19 protein-coding genes and 1 other RNA gene are annotated in these 21551 nt (G+C 31.7%); 14 read left to right on the top strand and 6 right to left on the bottom strand.

Annotated elements, in window-relative coordinates:
• The first annotated feature begins 264 nt into the window (after positions 1-264).
• Together ffs and N508_RS04850 are read left to right on the top strand one after the other, a co-directional pair.
• Positions 265-364, top strand: an RNA gene (gene ffs / locus N508_RS04845) — signal recognition particle sRNA small type.
• Between the two features lie 32 nt (positions 365-396).
• Positions 397-2313 carry a peptidylprolyl isomerase gene (locus tag N508_RS04850; RefSeq protein ID WP_023275276.1) on the top strand — a complete coding sequence of 639 codons (1917 nt, stop codon included), beginning with the start codon at positions 397-399 and terminating at the stop codon, positions 2311-2313.
• Between the two features lie 820 nt (positions 2314-3133).
• Here the strand turns inward: N508_RS04850 and N508_RS04855 are convergent.
• From N508_RS04855 to N508_RS04875, 5 genes are all read right to left on the bottom strand, one after another.
• Positions 3134-3583, bottom strand: a complete 450-nt coding sequence (locus N508_RS04855; protein WP_023275277.1) for a hypothetical protein — start codon at positions 3581-3583, stop codon at positions 3134-3136.
• A gap of 327 nt (positions 3584-3910) precedes the next feature.
• Complete coding sequence (locus N508_RS04860) at positions 3911-4780, bottom strand: glycine--tRNA ligase subunit alpha (RefSeq protein WP_023275278.1); 870 nt, start codon at positions 4778-4780, stop codon at positions 3911-3913.
• Between the two features lie 9 nt (positions 4781-4789).
• Entirely contained in the window at positions 4790-5998 is a 1209-nt protein-coding gene (locus N508_RS04865; RefSeq protein WP_023275279.1) for an argininosuccinate synthase, read from the bottom strand.
• Entirely contained in the window at positions 5999-6931 is a 933-nt protein-coding gene (argF, locus tag N508_RS04870) for an ornithine carbamoyltransferase (RefSeq protein ID WP_023275280.1), read from the bottom strand.
• A gap of 2 nt (positions 6932-6933) precedes the next feature.
• Entirely contained in the window at positions 6934-8094 is a 1161-nt protein-coding gene (locus N508_RS04875) for an aspartate aminotransferase family protein (RefSeq protein WP_023275281.1), read from the bottom strand.
• Between the two features lie 197 nt (positions 8095-8291).
• On the opposite strand from N508_RS04875, the gene N508_RS04880 reads away from it, so the two are divergent.
• Genes N508_RS04880 through N508_RS04890 form a run of 3 tightly spaced genes read left to right on the top strand, consistent with a single transcriptional unit; the run spans position 8292 to position 10509 of the window.
• Complete coding sequence (locus N508_RS04880; RefSeq protein ID WP_023275282.1) at positions 8292-9602, top strand: hypothetical protein; 1311 nt, start codon at positions 8292-8294, stop codon at positions 9600-9602.
• Positions 9599-10072: a hypothetical protein gene (locus N508_RS04885; RefSeq protein ID WP_023275283.1), complete on the top strand. Its 474-nt coding sequence runs from the start codon at positions 9599-9601 to the stop codon at positions 10070-10072. Before N508_RS04880 ends, N508_RS04885 begins: the two co-directional genes overlap by 4 nt.
• A complete protein-coding gene (locus N508_RS04890) occupies positions 10072-10509 on the top strand; it encodes a hypothetical protein (protein WP_023275284.1) in 438 nt (145 codons plus the stop codon). Before N508_RS04885 ends, N508_RS04890 begins: the two co-directional genes overlap by 1 nt.
• 610 nt (positions 10510-11119) lie before the next feature.
• Here N508_RS04890 and N508_RS04895 read toward each other — a convergent pair.
• The gene (locus N508_RS04895; RefSeq protein WP_040636516.1) at positions 11120-12040 is read right to left on the bottom strand and encodes a formylglycine-generating enzyme family protein; all 921 of its coding nucleotides are present in this window, start codon (positions 12038-12040) and stop codon (positions 11120-11122) included.
• Positions 12041-12387: 347 nt separating this feature from the next.
• On the opposite strand from N508_RS04895, the gene N508_RS04900 reads away from it, so the two are divergent.
• The 9 genes from N508_RS04900 to N508_RS04935 all read left to right on the top strand — a co-directional run bounded on the left by N508_RS04900 (position 12388) and on the right by N508_RS04935 (position 20670).
• On the top strand, positions 12388-12759 hold the full coding sequence (locus tag N508_RS04900) for a terminase small subunit (RefSeq protein ID WP_023275286.1): 372 nt from the start codon (positions 12388-12390) through the stop codon (positions 12757-12759).
• Positions 12752-14188, top strand: a complete 1437-nt coding sequence (locus tag N508_RS04905) for a hypothetical protein (protein ID WP_023275287.1) — start codon at positions 12752-12754, stop codon at positions 14186-14188. Before N508_RS04900 ends, N508_RS04905 begins: the two co-directional genes overlap by 8 nt.
• A gap of 212 nt (positions 14189-14400) precedes the next feature.
• Entirely contained in the window at positions 14401-16140 is a 1740-nt protein-coding gene (locus tag N508_RS04910; protein WP_023275288.1) for a portal protein, read from the top strand.
• Positions 16133-16381 carry a hypothetical protein gene (locus N508_RS04915; RefSeq protein WP_023275289.1) on the top strand — a complete coding sequence of 83 codons (249 nt, stop codon included), beginning with the start codon at positions 16133-16135 and terminating at the stop codon, positions 16379-16381. Before N508_RS04910 ends, N508_RS04915 begins: the two co-directional genes overlap by 8 nt.
• Before the next feature lie 4 nt (positions 16382-16385).
• A complete protein-coding gene (locus N508_RS04920) occupies positions 16386-17072 on the top strand; it encodes a hypothetical protein (RefSeq protein WP_023275290.1) in 687 nt (228 codons plus the stop codon).
• 230 nt (positions 17073-17302) lie between these two features.
• Complete coding sequence (locus tag N508_RS04925; RefSeq protein WP_023275291.1) at positions 17303-18481, top strand: SU10 major capsid protein; 1179 nt, start codon at positions 17303-17305, stop codon at positions 18479-18481.
• 9 nt (positions 18482-18490) lie between these two features.
• Entirely contained in the window at positions 18491-18679 is a 189-nt protein-coding gene (locus N508_RS04930) for a hypothetical protein (protein ID WP_023275292.1), read from the top strand.
• Between the two features lie 159 nt (positions 18680-18838).
• Positions 18839-18973 (top strand): hypothetical protein, encoded by a 135-nt coding sequence (locus N508_RS10925; protein ID WP_286011352.1) that lies wholly within the window; start codon positions 18839-18841, stop codon positions 18971-18973.
• A gap of 95 nt (positions 18974-19068) precedes the next feature.
• Positions 19069-20670, top strand: coding sequence for an Ig-like domain-containing protein (locus tag N508_RS04935; RefSeq protein ID WP_251930669.1), 1602 nt, complete (start codon positions 19069-19071; stop codon positions 20668-20670).
• Positions 20671-21551: the final 881 nt, after the last annotated feature.

Consider the following 21551-nt stretch of genomic DNA (forward strand, 5'->3'; position numbering starts at 1 on the left):
AATATAATTGCTTTTTTATAACTATATTTTAAAAGTATAAAAATACTAATGAAATATTTGGTGTTATATTATATGGTTTATTAATGCAGATTTTTTATTTTTTTTATAACTATGTTTAAATATTCAGCATTAACTTCAAATTGTAAAAATATACTTTTTTTACTAATGCTTTATTTTTTGTTTGACAATATATGATATTACTGATAAAAAATAATCTGTTTTTATAAAGTCTCTCTCCTTAATATAAAGGGGTGCATGATGACTCGTCAGGGGCTGTGCAACCGCTGTTTTAGTAAACCCCGTCAGGTTCGGAAGAAAGCAGCGGCAGCTATTACAGTGGTGTGCCATAGTTACTCTGGCGAGTCTTCTACAATATAATTATACAGGGAATATACTATGTTAAGTTCTATCAGAAATAATCGTAAAGCTTTATCTATCGTTTTATGGCTTGTAATCATTGCTTTTGTAGCCACAATATTTGTTGTATGGGGTGTTGGTGAGAAATCTAATGCTCTTGGATATGCAGCAAAAGTTAATGATAAAATTATAACATACGAAGAATATCAAACCAGATATAAAATGGCAGATGATGAGATACGCCGCTATGGTGGTGCTGTTCAAATTGAAAATCTGCCTGCAAGAGTATTACAATCATTAATTAATGAAAAATTAATGCTTATTGAAGCAGAAAGATTTAATATTCCTGCTACTGATTTAGAACTTGTTTCATATATCCGCTCTATCCCATCTTTTCAGGTAAATGGAGAATTTAATATTGACCAGTATGAAATGGTATTAAGAAATAATGGTTTAAATCCTGAACAGTATGAAAAAGCTGTTAAAGATGAAATAAAAATGAGAAAAATGACTAATCTTATATATCAAACTCAATCTATCGCAACTGAAAAAGAGATTGAAAATGAATATAATTATAGAAAATCTAATATTACAGTTGACTATGCTGCAATTCCTCTTAATACTTTTGAAAAAAATATTCCTGCAAACACTGATAATGCATCATTAAATGAATATTATAATCTCACAAAAGAAATATACAGAGTGCCTGCAGAAATAAAAGTGAAATATATAGCATTTGATAAAAATAAGTTTTTAGATGAATATAATGTATCTGATGAGCAGGCAAAAGAATATTATGATAATAATGTTATGCTTTATGATAAAAAAGAAAGTGCAGATGTCAGTTTAATATATATTATTGCAAATAACAGCGATAATAAATCAATGGAAGAAGCAAAAGCAAAAATAGATGAAGCTTACAGCCAGTTGCAGGCTGGTAAAAATTTTGCCGAAGTAGCTGATAACTATACTGATAAAAATATTATTCCTGCAGAAGGCGGGCATATTGGAACAGTTGAAAAAGGTATGCTTGAAAAAGATATTGAAGATACAGTATTTTCAACAGCAGTAAATACTTACTCTAAACCAGTAAAAGTTAATAACGGATATATTATTGCTTATTTAAATAACTTAATGTCTGCAAAAAAATATACATTTGAAGAAAAGAAAGATGAAATAAAGGAAACTATTAAAACATCTTCTTCGGCAGAGCTTTTTAATAAATATTTATTAAATGAGTTTCAAAAAATAGCAGATAGAGGCAGTATCACAGCAGTGCAGAACTCAAACCCTGATTATAATGCGAATATTACAGAGCTTGATTTTATTGCAGAAAATGAAATATTCCCAGTGACAGCAGTTGCTATTAAACCTGAAACAAAAAATACACTGTATAAACTTAATAAGGGAGAGTTAAGCCAGATAGTGCTTGACGGCAGTATGGCTTATATCTTTGAGATAGTTGATAGAAAAGCTTCCTATATCCCAAAAATGGATGAAATCAGCAAACAGCTTGTTATAGACTACAAAGTTGATAAAATAACAAAAGAAGGTATTAAAGCTCTTGAAAGCGATTTAGCAGGCAGTGGGTTTGAAAACACAGCTTCTAAATATAATGCTTATATTCAAAATGTATCATTTGTAAGAGACAGTGCAGAACTTGAAAAAATATTTAAAAATGATACTGTATTAATAGAGCAGATTATTAAAACTAAAAATGGCAGTTTTTTACAAAAACCTTTTCTTTTAGACAATAACTTTTACATTTTCAAAGTAGCAAAAATAACTCCTCCTGAAAAAAGCGGTCTTGAAAATGAAAAAGAAACTATTGCTGACTATATTTCAACTATAAAAGGTAATGCTGCAGTTGATGGATTTACAAAAAAAGCATTAGAAAAAGCTGATATAAAATTTAATCAGGAATTTCTAAACAGTATGAAAATTATAATACCTTAGTTAGATTAATATATTAATTGTTGGATATAGACTTATCCAAAAATGCAGTGTCATATTACTATACTGTTATAATCATGTCATAATGAGCCTGAAAGGCGAAGTATCTTAATCTATCCTTTATTAAAAAATTCATCCGTGAATTTTTTAAATCACGCTCTGCCGAAACAAGTTCGGCTATCACTTACTAAAGACGGGACTTCCTGTCCCTATCTTAGTCATACTGAGCCTTAAAGGGCGAAGTATCTTAATCTATATCTATCCTTTATTAAAAAATTCATCCGTGAATTTTTTAAATCACGCTCTGCCGAAACAAGTTCGGCTATCACTTACTAAAGACGGGACTTCCTGTCCCTATCTTAGTCATACTGAGCCTTAAAGGGCGAAGTATCTATAATAGTAATCTATATATTCATATTTAATTCGCTCGCTGATACTCACTCAGGAAGACATATTTTAGTATATCAAAAATTTATACAGTATAAAAATGCTACCGCATTAAAAAATATACAAAGTTAAATAAAGCACAATACACTTCAACTTATGTCTTACTGAGCTTGATTTTTAAGCGAAGTATCTAAAAAATAAAATAATTTAAATATATATACTCTACTGTAATATAAATAGTTTAGATTTTTCACCTTATAACTTCAGGCTCAAAATGACTTATATGACAAAATTTTTGGATAAGTCCAGTATCTAGAATGCAGCAGCTGCAATAATCTTAAAAAGTATTAATACTTATTGAAACTTATATTACATACATCCTTTGCCATATTATATTATATTATATTATATTATATTTAGATTAGATTAGATTAGATTAGATTATAAAATTTACTACTGCATATATCAAATGGCAAATTGTAAAAAATAAAATAAAAATTAATGCTATATAGTTTTTCCTATCAAGAGCAAAAAATAAAAATGCTAAACATGGTGGGATAGTTAAACCTAAAATCACAAACCCATTTATTATGCCAGCATAATAAACTAAAAAACTTGCAAAATATAGTAAACAGAAGCATACTGCAATGATAATAAGTGGAGTAAATGCAATTTTTTTACTTTTTATATTCTTTAAAAAACATAATGAAATAATCATAAAAATTTGAGATACAAATGCTGCTTTATCAATAGTTTCTGTAATTGAATTTGTCTGAAATATATCATGCAGGGGTGGGAAAACAAAGTAAATAAAATTTGGTATCATAATTATTAAAAATAAAATTAATCCCCAAAATTCAAAGCACAAGCGGTAATTTTTTAACATTTAATTAACTCTGATTATAAAACTTATTTATTATATTTATGCTTTTCACTATTTCTATAAAACAAATAAGCAAAATATCTCTGCCAGCAGTTAAAATGAACTAATTTAATATAAAACATTTATTAACCGTTTTTTATACTATACGATACTCAAACATAAAAATTAAGAAATAAAAATGAAAAAATCTAATTATTTAACATAAAAATAAGCATTTACAAAGTTTAAGTATGATTTAAACCTTTTAGCAGTACAAAACTAAATATTATTTTTCATAATTTTTTAAAAAATCCTGCTGTAAAATATTAAGCAGGATTATTCTATTACAGCTTATTTATTTAGCAGCGGATACCCCAAAGACTTTCTTGTTTCCACAAATTTTTCAGCACATATTTTTGCAAGTGCTCTTACTCGTGCAATATAGCTTGTTCTTTCTGTAACAGAAATAGCACTTCTTGCATCAAGCAGATTAAAAGTATGGCTGCATTTTAAACAGTAATCATAAGCAGGAAGCGGAAGCCCCATTTCTGCAATCCTTACACACTCTTTTTCATAAATCTCAAAAAGATTAAAAAGCGCAGGCACATCAGCTGCTTCAAAATTAAATCTGGAAAACTGCACTTCATTTTGGTGGTAAACATCACCATAAGTAAGTTTATCATTCCATTTAATATCATATACAGATTCTGCCTGCTGCAAATACATTGTAATACGCTCTAAACCATATGTAATTTCACCGGAAACTGGTTTTAAATCAATACCACCTGCCTGCTGAAAATAAGTAAACTGAGTGATTTCCATACCATCAAGCCATACTTCCCAGCCTAAACCCCATGCACCTAATGTTGGAGATTCCCAGTCATCTTCTACAAACCTTATATCATGGTCTAAAATATTAATGCCAAGAGCTTCAAGACTTTTTAAATAAAGCTCTTGAATATTATCAGGTGATGGTTTTAAAAGCACTTGAAACTGGTAATAGTGCTGCAGTCTGTTTGGATTTTCACCATATCTGCCATCTGTTGGGCGTCTGCTGGGCTCTACATAACATGCTTTCCATGGTTCTGGACCTAAACACATTAAAAATGTAGCAGGGTTGAAAGTTCCTGCACCTACTTCATTATCATAAGGCTGGTATACTATACACCCCTGGTCTGCCCAGTAGCGATGAAGATTCATTATTACATCTTGAAAATACATATATTCTCCTTATTTTTTTCGGGAAGCATGCATTTTTAATGGCAGAGAGTGCAGTCTGATAAACCCTGTTGCATCACTTTGGTTATATGCACCACCGTCATCTTCCATAGATGCAACAGCCATATTATAAAGAGAGTAATCAGAGCTTCTGCCAATACATGTGACATTACCTTTATATAGTTCAAGTTTTACTTTACCAGTAACATATTCCTGCGATTTATCAAGCATAGCTCGCATACAGTCCATTTCATGAGAGAACCAGTAGCCGTTGTATACAAGTGCAGCAAATCTTGGCATTAAAGTTTCTTTTAAGTTTAAAACACTGCCATCAAGAGTTAAGCCTTCTAAATCTCTGTGTGCTGCCATAATAATAGCTGCACCCGGTGTCTCATATACACCCCTTGATTTCATACCAACATAACGGCTTTCCACCATATCTACCCTGCCTATACCATTTTCGCCACCTAATTTATTTAAAGCTATAAGCATATTATATGGGCTTAATGTTTCACCATTTAATTTAACTGCTATACCTTTATCAAATTCAATCTCAATAACTTCTGCTTTATCAGGAGCAGCTTTTGGACTTTTGCTGTATTCAAACATATCATCTGGCGGACATACTGCAGGGTCTTCTAATATACCTGCTTCAAATGAAATATGTAATGCATTATCATCACTTGACCAAGGTTTAGAAACAGTAGCTTTAACAGGAATATCATATTTTGCAGCAAATTCCATAGCTTCTTTTCTACCTTTAATTACTGTAAAAAATTCTTCATCTCTCCAAGGAGCGATAACTTTTAAATCTGGAGCAAGAGCAGCAGCAGTTAATTCAAAACGGACCTGGTCATTGCCTTTGCCTGTTGCACCATGTGCAAAATAAGAACAGCCAGTTTTTCTTGCAGCTTCTACCATACCTTTTGCAATAACAGGTCTTGCAAGAGAAGTGCCTAAATAGTATCTGCCTTCATATAATGCATTAAATGATACAGCAGGAAAAACAAAATCTTTAACAAACTCTTCCCTTAAATCATCAATAATAACTTCGCATGCACCTGATTTATAAGCTTTCTCTTTAATATTATCCCAGTCAGAATCCTGACCAACATTTGCTACATAAGCAACTACTTCATAGCCTTTTAATGTAAGCCATTTTAAAATTACAGATGTATCTAAACCACCTGAATATGCAAGTAATACTTTTTCTTTTGCCATTTATATTCCTCCAATACAGTCTATTAATATAGCTTTTTGAACATGTAATCTGTTTTCTGCCTCATCAAAAATAACAGATGCTTTGCTTTCAAGAACTTCTTCGCTTACTTCTTCCCCACGGTGAGCAGGCAGGCAGTGCATAAATACTGCATCTTTATCAGCTAATGCCATAATTGATTTATCAACCTGATACCCCTTAAAATCTTGTATGCGTTTTGCACTTTCTTCTTCCTGCCCCATACTTGCCCATACATCAGTATATATAACATTAGCATTTTCTGCTGCTTCTTTTGGGTCATGGGTTAATGTAATTGTGCCGCCATTTTTTTCAGCATATCTCTTTGCATTTTCCACTATATCATAATTTACCTGATAGCCTTTTGGCGAAGCTATGGCAATATGAAAGCCCATCTGACAAGCACCATTTATCCATGAATGAGCCATATTGTTGCCATCACCAATATATGCAACTTTTAAGCCATTTATTTTACCAAATTTTTCCTGCATAGTCATCATATCAGCCATTATCTGACATGGGTGAAAACTGTCTGTTAAAGCATTAATCACTGGCACAGAAGAATATTCTGCTAATTCTCCCACTCTTTCATGACCAAATGTTCTAATCATAATGCCATGAACATACCTGCTCATAACTCTGGCAGTATCTTTTATAGTTTCACCCCTGCCTAACTGTATATCTTTACTGCTTAAAAACATAGGATAGCCGCCAAGTTCATTCATAGCTGTTTCAAAACTTATGCGTGTTCTTGTAGATGATTTTTCAAATATCATAGCAAGAGTTTTGCCTTCTAATTCCCTGTGTTTTATGCCTTTTCTTCGTTCATCTTTAAGCCTTATGGCATTGTCTATTAATGTTTGCAGTTCTTTTGGGCTTCTGTCTATCAGTGTTAAAAAATGGCGTGGTTTTGTCATAATTATTTACCTAATTCCTTAATAGTAGATACAAATATTTCTGCACCTTTTAATAAATCTTCACTGCTGATATTTAATGGCGGATAAAGACGCACAGAATTATTACCAGCAGTAACAACTAAAAGATGATTTTCTAAACATGCTTCTGCCACATCTTTTGGTGAATATGGAGTTTTAACACCTATTAAAAGACCTTCCCCTTTAACTAAGCATGTATCAGACAGATTTTTATATAAATAATCTTTTAATAATGCACCTTTTTCTTTTACTGACTGTAAAAAGCCCTCTTTTGTCATCTCTTTAATTACTGCAATACCAGCAGCACATGCAAGTGGATTGCCGCCAAAAGTTGAGCCGTGAGTGCCGCCAGTAAAAAGAGATGCAGCTTTTTCAACTGATACAACTGCCCCCATAGGAACACCACCTGCAATAGATTTTGAAAGTGTCATAATATCAGGCACCACTCCAAAAAGCTTATATGCAAATAATTCACCTGTTCTGCCGTAGCCTGTCTGCACTTCATCAACTATCATTAATATATCTTTTTCGTCACATATTCTGCGAACTTCTTTTAAAAACTCTATATCAACTGGAATAACACCGCCTTCCCCTTGAAAAAGCTCTAATATTATTGCAGCAGTATCATTTAAAGATACTGCATTTTTAAAAGCTTCAATATTATTAAATGGTATATACTGATTATATCCAGGCATAGGGTATGAGCCTTTTTGAATTTTTTCCTGAGCTGTAGCACCCATTGTGGCATAAGTTCTGCCATGAAAAGAGTTATACATTGATATAATTTTATATTTTTTTCCATGATGTATAGTATTGCCATAAAGGCGGGCAAGTTTTATTGCTGCCTCATTTGCTTCAGCTCCCGAATTACAGAAAAATACTTTACCATTAAAACTATTTTTAGAAATTAAATCTGCTAACTCTTCCTGTAACGGTATTTCATAAAGATTAGATGTATGCATAACCTTTGCAGCCTGAGAACATACTGCATCAGTTAATGGCTTAAAATTATGACCCAAATTTGTTACAGAAATCCCTGAAGCAAAATCAAGGTATTCTTCATTATCTGCTGTATAAAGTTTTGCACCAAGTCCGTAAGCAAATGATATTTTAAATCTGCCATAATTATTCATAAGAGATGACATATTATATCTCCAGTTTCATAATTCATATTAAGATTATTTTTATAAACCATATTTTTAAATAAATCAATGAAATATCATAGATTTTTTTATAATTTTTACAACAGAAAATATCTGTATAATATATATTTTAATTTTTTTTAAATTTTTGCAAAAAATAGATTGAAAATTATTTTATATCATATTATAAATATTTCTGTATGAATATTAGAAACAGTAAAGAAATAATTCAAAACATTTTAGAACGATACAATTTTACCGCTATATACAGCGACAGTTGTAACAAATTTGGCATTGAAACATCAAAAAATTATGCTGATGGTAATGATGCAATAGATTTCCTGTATTCTTCTGCAGTGATAGGCAGTAAATCTTTAGGTTTTTTTACAGAGCTTCCATTTTTTGAAGTAACAAGGCCTTTGCGAGCAGAATGTCTTTTCATTACACAAACTCTGCCAAAATACATAAGTACACCAGTCATTATTATTAAAAATGCAGAAGATATTTCAGCAAGACTTACACTTGCAGTAAAACTTTCTGTTGAACATAAAATACCTGTTACTGTTGTTATTACTCATAATGCTGCAAATAATTATACAGATTTTGAGCGTGCTAATAATGACTTAGGCAGGATTTCTCCATACATTAATGCTTCTACTTTTAAACAGTCTATTTCTAAAGAAGAGCTAAAAGAAACTTATAATGCAGTAAATAATAATCTTATGCAAGTGCTTCCAGCAAATTTAACTGATGATATTACACTTATTTCTTTACAGCATAAAGGCTGTTTTCCAGAATATTTTGTGCCGGAAATCAAACCTGATGTTTTTAAAATACTTAGTAATGATATTTATGCATATAGTAGTGAAAAAGATTTACTAGAACAGTTTTTCTTTAATAACTACAGCACAGAATTTGATTTTAAAGAACGAGAAGATAAAATATATCCGCAGATTAATAATCTTTTATGTCCGGGCTGCCCTTTTGTAAATATTTTTGCTCGTGGAGTAGAAAAAGATACTATTATATTTACAGATATTACATGCAAAGGTGTATTAGAGACTTTTCCTGAGCTTAATTATCTTACAATAGACGGGTATATGGGTATTATATCTAGTGAAGTCCGCTCATCTACTCTTTTTATTGGTAAAGCATCTTCATATAAATCTCACTATAATAACATTATCAGCAAAAGGGGAAGAGTTATTCTTTTAAATGACAGCGGTGTTGCAAAAATAGATGGTTTTTCATCTATCAGGCATCCTAAAAAACTGAATAAAATAAAAAATACTCTTTATCCATACAGCTGCAACAATATTAAAAAATATTCAAAAGTTAAAATTAAACTTCATAAATGTTCATGTATTAAAAATAATGCTCCATGCAGTGTATTTGAAAAAACTTTATGTCCTGCCATATATACATCATCTAATGATATATCAATAGATAATACAATGTGCAATGGATGTTTAGCATGTAAATTATTATGCAGTCAGGGAGCAGTTTCATGAATTACCGCATATTTTTAAACGGATATAGATTTTCTACTTATAATGACTGCATAAAACTGCTTATATATAGTGCAGAGCAGTCTGATTATATTGTTGATATAGAAGGGTTTGAAAAAACTACTCCATATTCCCCTGCTAAAAACTATATTTTGCTTAAAGGCAGCTCAAAAGAAATATACAGTGATATTATTATAGACTTTGATAACCTGCTTATTAATGCAAACTATGATAAGGCTATAACTATTTCGCCAAGCACACTGGAAACATCTCCACTTCCTGATGCAGTGCACTACTGGATGTCTATAGGTGCGGTATTTAAAATAATCAGTGACTTATCACCTGCTTATGTTACTGGGTATCTGCTTGAAAAAAATATGAAAAAAGAGCTGGAAGCATTTAATTTATCTTTAAGCAGGCTTCCGTTTGCTGTGCAGATAGCTGTAAACGAACTTATGACGGATATTGAATAATGGATGGGAAAAAAGCATACAGCACATTTAATGGTGTTATGCTTGGGTTTCTTATACTTATTGCTCTTTCACTTGCTGCTGTTTTACTTTTTACTAAATCATCAGTTTTCAGCAAAATAGACGAACATGGCTGCAACAACAGTGGCGGCTACACTTTCAGCTATGCAAAAGCTAAATGTATAAAAATATATGAAGAAGCAGTGCAGTTGAATAAAACAGGCTCAAATAATCCAAATGATTTAAAAGCATTTATTGTTTTTTCTGATGATAATAAATCGGCAGATATTTTTCTTCCAGACAGAATATATGCACTATTACTGCTAAAAGAGAATAATGCAGAATGGCACGACAACTCATCTACATATATACTTTATAATCTTCCTGAAAAATTAAGTCTTAAAGAAAATAGTGAAGAAATATATTATATTAACAGATAAAGTATATACTGAGCCTGCTTATATGTCATACTGATCCAAAGGCGAAGTATCTTAATTTATCCTTTATTAAAAAATACATCCTTGTATTTTTTAAACCATACTCTGCCGAAACAAGTTCGGCTATCGCTTACTAAAGACGGCTCGTCATGAGCCTAATAAGGCGAAGTATCTTAATTTATCCTTTATTAAAAAATACATCCTTGTATTTTTTAAACCACACTCTGCCGAAACAAGTTCGGCTATCGCTTACTAAAGACGGCTCATCATGAGCCTAATAAGGCAAAGTATCTTAATTTATCCTTTATTAAAAAATACATCCTTGTATTTTTTAAACCACACTCTGCCGAAACAAGTTCGGCTATCGCTTACTAAAGACGGCTCGTCATGAGCCTGATAAGGCAAAGTATCTAATAAAAAAGATAATTTAAAAATATTATACGCTTATGTAATATATATAATTTAGATTTTTCGCCTGTAAAAATCAGGCTCAAAATGACATGATTGTAATAGTTTTATTGTTCACAGAGTTATCGCTGCACAATGTCTATTCTGAGCGAAGCGAAGAATCTATTACAATTAGTTACATAAACTTATTATTATACAATTATTTTTAATCTCTTAAAAATGGAAGAAACTTAAACTTTCTTTCAGGCAGCGGCTCATCCTGATTATTTTGTGATGGGTTATTTGTAACATCATTTCTTTGGTTATCTAATGCAGAAGCTGGTGGAGTGTTTTGAGTGTTTTCTTCACCAGGCACAACAGGCACTGTTGTAACTGGTGCTAATACATTTGGTCTATTAATATTATCACTAACGGCATTAGGGTTTATAGATGCGGTATCAACAGCAAGTCTGAAACCAAGCCCTGCATATCTTAAAGAAGTTCTTTCATCTTTTATAACTTTTCTCATTTCTTTAGGACCGTCGCTAAATCCGCCGCCAGCAACAGCAAGGTTTGCAGCACCAAGCAGATTAGCACATGTATTAGTTCTATCATTTTCTGAATTGCAAAGCCATTCTTTTACATTGCCAAATAAATCATAGTAGCCTTTGCTGTTTGCTGCAAATGAGCCGACAGGTGCAGTGTTAGGAAATCTATCATCACATTCAAAATAAGCATTGCCAAATCGGTTTACTGTATTAGATGAAATATCATAAAAATTTGCATAAGAGCATACATCATCTCTATTAATTTTTATTTCTCCAACTGCTTCTTTCCATTCAGCAACTGTTGGAAGCCTGTAATTAGACTGAGTAGCAGAATTTAATGTATTTAAAAATTTCTGAATATCACCAATAGAAACAGATTCCACAGGATAAGAACCGCCTTTATTAAAATAAAATGGAGCTGTATTCATCACTTTATACCACTGCTCTTGAGTTACTTCATAAACAGCTAAATAGGTTTTGTTATTAAGTTTTTTAAACTCAATACCAGAGTAGCTGTCTATAAAGGATGGCTTGTCAAAAGCAGCAGCATATAACGGCATAACAATAAAACAAAGTAATATTAGTAATTTTTTAATCAAAATAATTCACCGTAATAAATACTATCCATAATATATTATAATCGCAATTATTATATATTTTAATAAGTATATTATCAAGTAAAAATATACTATATTACACTAATTTTTATAACATATTTATCCATTATTAAGATATTATCCTAAAAAGTTTATTTATTTTATCCATTAAAGCATTTATCTCAAAAATTATTTTATTATCTTTTCCGCTTAATTTTTATGAGCTGATTTTTAAATTAATATTTTTCATTTCCTTTTCTTTTTCGGACATAACGGACATATAAGTATTTTTTCTTGTATATATTAGCCATACAGAACAATAAAGACAAAAAATATTTTAAGGAAATATAATGAAGAAAAAATATAGAACACATAAAGATTTAGAAAAAATGGCAGAAAATTATTTTGCAGAGCAGGAAGAGCTTAATAAGCCATGCTCTATAGCAGGTATATCATACTTTATGGGCTTTGCAGATAAAAGCGAGTTTTTAGAGCTTGAAAAAGATGAAGAGTTTGCACCAGTTATTAACCGCATAAAGCTGAAAATTGAAAGTCAGGCTATTGAAATGCTTACAGATAAAAGTTATGCAACAACTGGTGTAATTTTTAACTTAAAATGCAGCTTTGGTTACAGTGACAAAATAACTGCTGGCAAAGATGATATGGCAGAGCTTATGCAGAATGCAAAAAAACTTATAGATGAGGCAGAGACTAATGAGTAAAAAATATGCTTTATCAAATACTGCACACGATTTAGCATATATTTTAGCCCGCACAGAAAGCGATCCGCTTTTATTTGTGCAGGCAGCATTTCCATGGGGTAAAGATGAGCTTAAAAATCACAGCATACTAGACTGGCAGAAAGATGTGCTGATAAATTTACGGGATGGAATAATAAACCTAAGTGAAGCTGTGCAGATAGCAGTATCATCAGGTCATGGAATAGGCAAAAGTGCTCTTGTTTCATGGCTTACTTTATGGGCACTATCAACAAAACCAAACACAAAGGGAGTAATAACTGCAAATACAGAGCATCAGTTGAAAAGCAAAACATGGGCAGAGCTTGCAAAATGGCACAGGCTTTCTATTGTGGAAAATATGTTTGAAGTAAGCAAAACTGCTATATTTTCAAGGGATGCAAGGTATGAAAAAACATGGCGAATAGATGCAATACCATGGAGTGAACACAGACCTGAAGCCTTTGCAGGTCTGCATAATCAGGGCGGCAGAATATTAATAATATTTGATGAAGCATCAGCCATACCATCATGTATATGGGAAGTGGCAGAAGGAGCTTTAACAGATAAAGACACACAGATATTTTTTGTATGCTTTGGCAACCCAACAAGAAGTGACGGCAGGTTTTATGAATGTTTTGGCAGGTTTAGGCACAGATGGATTACTAAAAAGGTAGACAGCCGCACAGTGCCTATTACAGATAAAAGGCAGATAAATAAATGGGTGGAAGATTACGGATTAGAAAGCGACTTTATAAAAGTGCGTGTGCTTGGTGAATTTCCATCTGGCGGCAGTGCTTCTCTTATCAAGCGGGATGATATAACAGCTGCTGTGATGAGAAATTTAGAAGAAAGCATATATATTCATGCACCAAGAATATTAGGGGTAGATGTAGCAAGATTTGGCGAGGATAAAACAGTAATAGCAAGGCGTCAGGGCTTAAAGCTTTATGATTTAAAAAAATACTCATCACTTGATACGCTGGAAGTATCTGATGCACTAATAAGGGAGATAAATGATTTTAAACCTGATGGTGTGTTTATAGATATGGGCGGAGTAGGAGCAGGAGTATATGACAGGCTTAAATGGATGGGCTATAATGTTACTGGAATAGATTTTGCAGGCAGACCAGAAAGAAAGGATAAATATATTAATAAACGGGCTGAAATGTGGTGCTCTATGGCAGACTGGCTTAAAATGGCAGATATTCCGCATGACAGTGATTTAAAAGAAGATTTAGCAGGTCCAGAATATTATTTCAGGGGAGATAATGCTCAAATTCTTTTAGAAAAAAAGCAGGATATGAAAAAACGGGGGCTTGCAAGCCCAGACTGTGCTGATGCTCTTGCTTTAACATTTGCAGGCAGTGTTCGTGCAGATAAAAGGCAGCTGCCTTCAGTTATGCTAAGATAAATAAAGGATATGTTTTAGGCAGTTTAAATTTAGCTGCAGTATTAAGAAATTAGATACTTCGCCTGTAAGGCTCAGTATGACATAGTTCAATATATAAATTACTTAGTATTATAAAACTAATGTCTATTCTGAGCAAAGCGAAGAATCTTTATTATAATCTTTTATTTACATTATAAATTTTTTAAACACTGTGTAATTAAAGGTATAATATTATGAAAGTAAAGTTAGAAGATAAAGATATTTTAGAGATTATAAAAAAGGATAAAGAGCAGGCTTTAAGTTACTATAACCAGCATTTAAAGCCAAGATTTAAAAAATATTATGAGCTTTATAATGGCGAAAAGATAGATACAAAAAAATACAGAATGCCTGAAAGCTCATTTATAAGCCGTGATGTGTTAGTAACAATAAGAGCATTAATGCCTGATATAAACAAGCTGCTTTTTTCTTCAAACCCTGTGGAAGTAACGGCAAGAAGTGGAGAAGATGAAGAAAAGGCAGCAAAAATGCAGGCTTTATTAAACTATCAGATAACAGCACAAAATCCATATCATACTATATTTACAAGGCTTATAACAAATGCACTTATAACAGGCTGTGCAGCTTTAAAAATCTTATGGATAAAAGAGTATAGTGAAAAAGAAATTGATGAAATAGTGCCAAAAGAAAAAATGCAGTCATTAATTAATGCAGGTTTTCAGGTAAAATCAAGCCCTGTGTATATAAATGGCATAGAAAAATACAGGGTCCAGTATAAAGCATCATATGTCAGTAAAAATCAGCCAGTTTTTGAAGTGCTGCCTTATAATGAATTTTTATTTGATGCAAGTGCCTTATCTTTACAGGAGGCAGATTATGTAATACACAGGAAACTTGTAAATTATGATTATTTAATCCGCAGGCAGAAAGATGGGGTGTATAAAAATATATCAAAGATAAAAGATAATGTTTTTACTTATGAAGATGATGATGTTCTAAATAAACCACACTATATTTCTTCCAGTGATAAAAATAAGGCAAGAAAGCTGTATATGCTTAATGAATACTGGGGCAGGATAGATATTGATAATGATGGTTTACTAGAAAATGTAGTTATAACTTACTGCGGCAGTCAGATATTATCTATAGAAGAAAACACTTATTCAATGTATCCGTTTTTTGTGTTTGCACCTTTTTTATCAATGGACAGCATTGCAGGCAGGGGGCTTGCAGAGCTGGCAGAAAATACTCAGATAATTAAAACTGCACTAATAAGGGAAATATTAGAAAATACAAGGCGGAATAATAACAGGAAGATTTTTTATAAAGTAGATGATTTGCTAAATCCATCGCAGATGGTAACAAGCGAGCAGTATGTTGCAGTGCGGGACAGTGCAGATATTAATAATATATTTGCTCCAGAGCCTTTTGAAGTAATAAGTGCAAATACATTTTCCTTAGTGGAATATTTTGATAAGGAAAACCAAAAGATAACAGGGGTCAGCGAAATGAAACATGGCTTGAAACAGTCAGTTGAAACTCAGACAGCAACAGAAGCAGTTATAAAATATGAATCAGCTGCTTCACAGGTGCAGACTGTTGTTTTAAATTTTGCTGAAAGTTTAAAGGAAGCATACAGATTTTTAGTATATCAAAACCAAAGGTTTATAGATAATGTGCAGGTTGTCCGCCTTTTAAATGATGTAATAGAAATAAATCCGCAGGATATAAAAGATATAGATTTTGATTTAAATATATCACAGTCCTTATCAAGCGGATGGGAAGATACAAGACGCAGAGCATTAAATAATGCACTTGCTATGATGATAGAAATAGGAGAGCCTAGGAATTTAACAGATAATATGCGTATAAGAAACCTAATGGCAAAAATATTAGAAGAAAGCGGGTTAAAGGATACAGAAAATTATCTTATAGGTTTAGAAAAACTTAGAGAGCAGGCAGAAAATGGATAATCTGCTTAAAAGCCGCATATCAAAAGGCGAAAAAGCATATTATGCAGCTGAATATATTTTACCGCTTTTAAAAACTTATGAAAAAGAAATATTACTGTCACTGGAAAAGGGTGAAAATATAAGAAAACTGCATGGTATGGCTTATATAATAAAGAAAATAAATGATGATATAAAGCGTGATATATCTCACGGAGAAGATGCAAAAAAAATGATGATAAATAAATCAGTAAATAAGGAATAAAAAAATGAGTGAAAATATGAAAGATAAAGAAACAAACAGTCAAAATATAAATATACAGGAACTGTTAGATAAATATAAAACTGGAAATATTGATGAATTAGAGATTCCAGAAGAGATTTTATCTCTTTTTGAAATGCTTTATGCAAAAAGAAAAGAGCAGGAGCAGTCAAATCAGAATGCAGCAGGAAATATGCAGGTGCAGATACCTTCTGTTTCTTATATTGATGGCTTAAGCCTTGAAGATATTAAGTATATTAATGAGCAGGCAGCTCATCATGTGGAAAAATATACTGGTGAAAATTTTAATATGGAAAATATAATTCACAGGGAATATTTTGAATACTTTAAACAGCAGGTATTAAAAGCAAAAGAGCAGGAAATAAAAATTATGCAGTTTGAAAAAAGTCTGCATGAAAAATACGGCTCAATGTATGAAAAGGTAGAAACTGCGGCAAGAAATGCTTTTGAAAATATGGCATATAGAGATGCAAAAAATATAATTATGTCCCGTATGAAAGGGGATATAGAAACCCTTATAACATTTTATGATAATATTTATAAAGGTTTACAGTCAGAAAATAAGTCAAAAGAAAATATGAATGAAAATGCAGTGTTTCCACCAAATGCAATAAAAGGCGGCAACTATACAAATACAGCCCAAAAACAGACAGGCTATGAAAATTTTATATAGAGTGAATATATAATACAGCAGCAATGCGAGCATTTTTTGCAAGTACACTTTTTTCCGACTGAGAAGTGAGGTATCAAAAAAAGTGGCTGAAAGAAAAAATTGAAAATGATTATATAATTGGAACATAAAGAATGAAACAGCGAAAAAATACTTTATGAGATTTACGGCGGTAAGACAGTATAGATTATAAAAACAAATACAAAATATATTTAATGTAAGGAGAATAAAAAATGAGTGTAATTTATGATACATATACAACAAACACACAAGCAGAATTAGTTAAAAGAAGTGTGGGATTAAGGGATAAAATATTTCAAAATGCAAAATTATCCCCATTATTTATGATGCTGCAGGCTCGCGGCAGAGTAATAAGCGAAACAAACCAAAAGTTTGAATGGCTTGAAACAAGGCTTAATAAGCCGACATTTAAAGTAAACCCAGCTGGCTCGTCAGAAACAAATTTAACTGTTGTAACAGATGAAGATACTGTTACATTTTTAACAGAGGGCTCTATCATTAAAGACATTAAAACCCATGAACAGATGAGAGTAACTGCTGTAAATGGTAAATCGTTAACAGTTATAAGGGGTTATGGTGTAACAAATGCAAAAGAAATCTTATCAGATGCAGATAATAATAATGCGACTCTTGTAAATATATCTGTTGCATATCCAGAGGGCAGCACAGCACCAAAAGGCACAGTTCTGCTTAAAAAAGATAACTTTAATTACTGCCAGACTTTTAGAAGAACTCTAAAAATCACCCGTAACAAACTCCGTCAGGGAGAATATGGAGATGACGGCACAACAGCAGAAAGCAGAAGAAAGGCAGAACGAAATAAAATATTAAGGCTTCATCAAAACGATATAGAGCAGTCATTAATGTTTGGAGAGCCAAAGAGAGATTTATCAGGCAGCGAGCCTTTATATGTTACTGGAGGACTTTTCCATTATATTAAAACTAATGTTATGAGTATTACAAACTCTGATAAATTTAAAATAGGCACTATTAATGAAATATTAGGTGCTATGGCAGATAAAGGTTCAGCAGGAGATAAAGTAATGCTTACAGGCTCAGGCTTTAATGCAAAGCTTAATGATAATGCAATTAAAACCTTTGCAGGCGGCTCAGGCTCTTTATTAAAAGAGTTTGGCATATCATTAGATAAAATAGATACTGAATATGGTGAGCTGAATATAATGTATGACCCAGTATTATCATCAGTTTATCCAAATACTGCTGTTATTATTGATTTAGATGAGCTGCTTTTACACTTTATAGAAGAAACAAAAATGGATACTAATATCCAAAGTGACGGCTATGACGGTGTGGCAGATACATTTTTAACAGACTGTGGTTTAGAAGTATCAAATGAAGAATGTCATGGCATACTAACGCTAAACTTTTAAGGTGCATATATGAGATTTTATTCATGTTTTACAGATTTAAAAGTAATCCATTTAAAAGGAACAGCCGTTTTCAAAAATGGCATATATGAAACATCAGATAAAGACATAATAACAGAACTTAAAAAAGATAAAAATATACAGGTGAAAAAATCTATTGAAGAAATAGTGACAAATGTAAAACAAAATCCATTAAAATGATAAAACAGGGGCAGTTTTGCCCCTGTTTTACAAACAAATCACTTAAAAATATGATTTTATTAATAATTTTATATTGATTTTTTTAAAAAATATTATATTATTGTTTCATGTGTTTTATGTATTTATACATTTATTTTATTTATTTAGGAGGAAAAGAATATGTTGAAAGTAAAACCGTTTTTATTCATTCTTTTTTTAACTGTTTTTGCTGCTCTTTTATCAACGGGCTGCAGCAATGATTCTTCTAGTTCTGGGGGGGGATATATAACCCAGATGGAGAAGAAGAAAAAGTAACACCTATTGATTTAGCAGGAAACCCATTCAGTCTTTTAGGTGTTTATGATGTTATTTTATACGGCATTAATGGAGAGCCAGTTAATACTCCAGCTATGAAAAGCGAACTTCGTGTTGGTTTGAATTTAAATAAAGCAGCAGGTGGTATGGAAGCACCAGAAGTTTTAATGTCCCTTGATTTTGAAGGCACACAAATCTTGTTTGATAAATATGTTATTGATTTATCAGGTTTAGAAAGTGCAGGTGGTGATTTAAATAAATTTATAGCTGATACATTTGATAATTTAGGTGCAGAATTAATTGAAGGCAGTGAATATGGTCTTTATTTCACATTAGACCCTGCTAAAAACCCACAATACAAACCAATATTAGATAACTCAATTGTTCAAGATGGTCAATATCTAAAATTAGAATTAAGAAAAACAAATGATATAGAAGTTGATGGCGGTTTAGATGTAGAACCAGCTGGTCCTGATGCCCCTGTAACCATTCCTGTAGAAAATATCGTTATAGATACTGCATCCCACTCATATTTCAGAGGCTCTAATATCACTATTGATTTTTCTATTACTCCATCAAATACTTCTGATACAGAAGTTGATTGGGCTACAAATTCAAATGGAAGTGGCACCATTACTTGTGTAAATGGCGAAGGAGAGCTTGTTTTATCAAAGGTAATGGTAGATGACACAGTTACATTGACTATTAAAAATGGTAAGACTGCACAGTTTCAAATAACACTTACTGATAGTATAGAAAATATAAGCTTTATCAAATCTTCATATCAATTAACACAAAATGAAACTCAAACTATTGCTATTGATAACTATGATACAATTAAAAATCAAATATCTAGTTTACAATACACAAGTAGTGATGCTAATATTGCTAGTGTTGATAATAATGGCAGTGTAAAAGCTTTAAAAAATGGTGTTGTAACTATCACAGCTACTGCTACATCAAACGGGAAAAATTTATCTGCAAGTTATGAATTAGATGTATTAGGCTTAGTTGATTTTTCTAGCAATGATTCTTTTATTGCATCAGCTCAAGGAACTTATAATATAACATTCTTTGGAACTAATCCAGGTAAAGCAGGTAGTTTTATGGGAGAACAAACAGAAGTGCCTGTTACAACTGACTGTGAGTTATATAAGGAATTATTTAATTCTACTAAGTGTGAAGGTGGTGGTTTTGTAAAAAATATTATTGTTAATAAAGATAAATTTGTAGGTAAGGCTACAATTACAATCCAAGATGATGGTTCAGCAGTTATACATACAAAAATATTAATGACTGCAGAATCTATGGCAAAGAATTCACCTGATGACCAATATCAATATTCTGTATATAGAACTACAAATCGTGGTGATTCTAATAACAGTAAAAACACTGTTCAAGGAATTACTGGCAGACATTTGACTGCAAATGGTACTTGGGCAACTTCTACATTTGATGTTAGACAATATAAAAATAATTTATCAAAAGAAATTATTTTATATTCTCATTTAATTGGAAAAGAAATTAGTATTCCAATAGCTGGAAATAAAACAGTTAACCCTATTACTTATGTTATTATGAGTAAGGAAAGTTCTCAACCAGAGAAAATGGGATATAGTGATATTTCTGTCGCACCATTTAATAAAGTTACAGGAATTAATCCTACAGATTTAGGTAAGGATGCACCAAATTATTAATTAAAATTAATCAACTTTCCCGCCCCGCATTATGCGGGGCTTTATTTTTATATATTTTACAGCCTGCATACTTCCTGTGCTGTTTTTCCAATTTCCTACCCTTATGTGTCTATTCCGATTTCCCTATCCCCAATGTCTATTATAAACCTTTAAAGCGAATAATCTAAAATATAAAACTACAAAACAATCTTAAAACAATATGGATAATTATTGAAACTTATATTATATAGATTCTCCGCTATGCTCAGAATGACAATATGTAGATTGCCATAACAGCATATATATAGATTTATCCAACAATATAGTCTATTAGTATAAATAGCATTGTTATTATTGTGTCATAATGAGCCTGCTTTATAAGCGAAGTATCTTAATAAATTTATATTAAAAAATTCATCCATGAATTTTTTAAATCACGCTCTGCCAAAACAAGTTTGGCTATCACTCACTAAAGACGGGACTTCCTGTCCCTGCATTGTCTTACTGAGCCTGCTTTATAAGCGAAGTATCTTAATAAATTTATATTAAAAAATTCATCCATGAATTTTTTAAATCACACTCTGCCAAAACAAGTTTGGCTATCACTCACTAAAGACGGGACTTCCTGTCCCTGCATTGTCTTACTGAGCTTGCTTTATAAGCGAAGTATCTAAAAGATAAGATACTTTTAATATATTATGCACTGCTGTAATATATATAATTTAGATTTTTCGCCTATAAAATCAGGCTCAAAATGACTTATGTGACAAACTTTTGGATAAGTCCAAAACAACAAAGTCATAAGCTGATATTTTCCACTATTAATGCTGATATATTCTATAAACCATGATTTATTTAGAACATTATGAAGATTAATTATACACAGCAGCTATATATTCTAT

It is taken from the genome of Mucispirillum schaedleri ASF457, assembly GCF_000487995.2.
In the GTDB taxonomy this organism is placed as follows: Bacteria; Chrysiogenota; Deferribacteres; order Deferribacterales; family Mucispirillaceae; genus Mucispirillum; species Mucispirillum schaedleri.